The 2,562-nt window shown below is 63.2% G+C and carries 3 protein-coding genes; all 3 read left to right on the forward strand.

All coding sequences use genetic code 11. From position 1 onward, the window contains the following. On the forward strand, positions 1-680 hold a 680-nt coding region (locus EN906_RS30495; RefSeq protein WP_127375621.1), incomplete at its 5' end, for a PDZ domain-containing protein. A gap of 353 nt (positions 681-1,033) precedes the next feature. After that, positions 1,034-1,708 carry a response regulator transcription factor gene (locus EN906_RS30500; protein ID WP_023812818.1) on the forward strand — a complete coding sequence of 225 codons (675 nt, stop codon included), beginning with the start codon at positions 1,034-1,036 and terminating at the stop codon, positions 1,706-1,708. Positions 1,709-1,715: 7 nt separating this feature from the next. After that, positions 1,716-2,562 (forward strand): HAMP domain-containing protein (locus EN906_RS30505; RefSeq protein ID WP_127375622.1); only part of this gene is annotated, 847 nt, incomplete at its 3' end.

Here is a 2,562-nt window from a genome sequence, read left to right on the forward strand (position 1 = left end):
TTCCCGCTTCGACCGCCAAGCAGGTCGTTCAGGACCTGATGAAGAGCGGCTCCGTGCAGCGCGGCTGGCTCGGTGTGGAAATCCAGCCGGTCACCTCCGACATCGCTGAGTCGCTTGGTCTGAAGTCCAACAACGGCGCACTGGTTTCCAGTGCCCAGGATGATGGTCCCGGCAAGAAGGCGGGCATCACGGCCGGTGACGTGATCACCCAGGTCGACGGAAAAGATGTCGCTTCGCCGAAGGAACTGGCCCGGCTGATCGGCGCCTATTCGCCTGGCAAGTCGGTCGACGTCACCGTGTGGCGCGACGGCAAGAGCCAGACGGTCAAGGTCGATCTCGGCAAACTGCCCTCGAGCGACAAGCAGGCCTCTGTCGACCAGCAGCAGCCCGCCGCCCCGGCCAAGCCCGACACGCTGGCTGATCTCGGCCTGACCGTTACCAAGTCTGAAAACGGCAAGGGACTGGTGGTGACCGATGTCGATCCCGACAGCGATGCCGCCGATCGCGGTATCCAGCCAGGCGACGTCATCACATCGGTCAATTCGACCGAAGTGAACGGCACCGACGACGTCACCAAGGCGATGACCGATGCAGTCAAATCCGGCCGCAAGGCAGTGCTGATGCAGATCACCCGCGACGACACCAATCGTTTCGTCGCGCTGCCCGTCGCCAAGGGCTGAGGTCAGCCCCGGAGCGTTCTCTCGGCCTTTCCAGGGTGGGTGAGGGCGTTTCGGCGGCAGGTTGGGCTTTTCCAGTGCGGCAGTTTCAACACCCCCGAGCCGCCGTACGGGAAAGCATGGAGGAGCGCGCGTTAGTCAGTCATCGCGCCTTCCCCCGGCGGCAGCGGGCTTCCCATCGTCCGCTGCCGCACACTTTCAAAAGCGCTTCCGCGATCCGACGCAAAATGACATCGGCAGCGAGCAGCTTTATCTCGCACGGCTTCGGGCAATCTTGATCGCGGTGCGCTTTGGCAAAGGCCACAATGCAGATGTCTGCCACTCAACCTTCCGGCGAAATCGCGTATAACAGCCCTATGAAGATTCTCGTCATAGAAGACGATCGCGAGGCTGCGGACTACTTGCAGAAAGCCTTTGCCGAGGCCGGTCACACTGCTCATGTCGCCGGTGACGGCGAAACCGGCTTTGCGCTCGCCGACGCCGGCGACTACGACGTGATGGTGATCGACAGGATGATGCCGCGTCGCGACGGCCTGTCGGTCATTGCCGGTCTCCGGTCCAGGGGCAACACAACGCCGGTGCTGATCCTCTCGGCGCTCGGCGAGGTCGATGACCGGGTCACGGGTCTGCGCGCCGGCGGCGACGATTACCTGACAAAGCCCTATGCCTTCTCCGAGCTTCTCGCCCGCGTCGAGGTTCTGAACCGGCGCGCCAGCGCCAAGGAAGCCGAAACCGTCTACCGCGTCGGCGATCTCGAACTCGACAGGCTGTCGCATTCGGTCCGCCGTGCGTCACGCGAGATAACGCTGCAGCCGCGTGAATTCCGATTGCTCGAATATCTGATGCGGCATGCCGGCCAGGTGGTAACGCGCACCATGCTGCTGGAAAATGTCTGGGACTACCATTTCGATCCGCAGACCAATGTCATTGACGTCCATGTCTCCCGGCTGCGCGGCAAGATCGAGAAGGGCTTCGACAAGCCCATCCTGCATACGGTTCGCGGCGCCGGCTATATGCTGAAGAGCGGCTAGCTGCGGCATGGCTCTTTCCGTGCCAGCCATCATGAAGACAACGGCAGCGCGGCTTTCGGCGCTCTACCTCCTGCTCTTCGCGCTCTGCGCGGTGGCGCTCGTCTTCTATATGACCTCGTTGTCGGCGCGCATGCTGACCGGGCAGACACAGGACACCATCAATGACGAGGTGCTCGGTCTGGCTCGCGCCTATCAACGCGGCGGTCTGCCGGTGTTGGTCCGTGTAGTCGAGGCCCGCTCGCGCCAGCCCGGCGCCAACCTCTATCTGATCGCCGACGCCAACGGACAGATCCTGACCGGCAATGTGCAGAGCCTGGAGCCGGGCGTTCTCGAAACCGAAGGCTGGACCAGCAGTCCGTTCTCTTATCAGCGTTTTGGCGAGGGAGAGCTCGAGCGCCTGCGCAACCTTCCCGCCGAGCAGGGCACCACCACCCAATCCGAGCAGAACGATGCGCAGGCGCAGGGCGAAAAGGGCCACAACGCCATTGCGCTGGTGCTGCGGCTGCCGAACCAGATGATCATGCTGGTCGGCCGCGACCTTGGCGAGCCGGAGCGGTTTCGTGCGGTCATCCGCCGTGCGCTGATGCTGGCGCTCGGCATGATGGGGCTGGGCGGATTGCTGATCTGGTTTTTTGTCGGTCGCGCCGCGCTGAAGCGCATCGACAGCGTGTCGGAAGCCAGCCGTCGCATCATGGGCGGGGATCTGTCGGGCAGGCTGCCGGTGACGGGGGTTGGCGATGAGTTCGACCGGCTCTCCGAAAATCTCAATGCCATGCTGGCCAGGATCGCCACGCTCAATGAAGGCTTGAAGCAGGTTTCCGACAACATCGCGCATGATCTGAAGACGCCGCTGA

Origin of the sequence: Mesorhizobium sp. M7A.F.Ca.CA.004.06.1.1 (assembly GCF_003999135.1) — a bacterium.
Taxonomy (GTDB): domain Bacteria; phylum Pseudomonadota; class Alphaproteobacteria; order Rhizobiales; family Rhizobiaceae; genus Mesorhizobium.

What these genes read in the sequence shown, in the direction of transcription:
- EN906_RS30500 (WP_023812818.1), top strand. Translation starts at nt 1,034, where the DNA reads ATGAAGATTCTCGTCATAGAAGACGATCGCGAGGCTGCGGACTACTTG.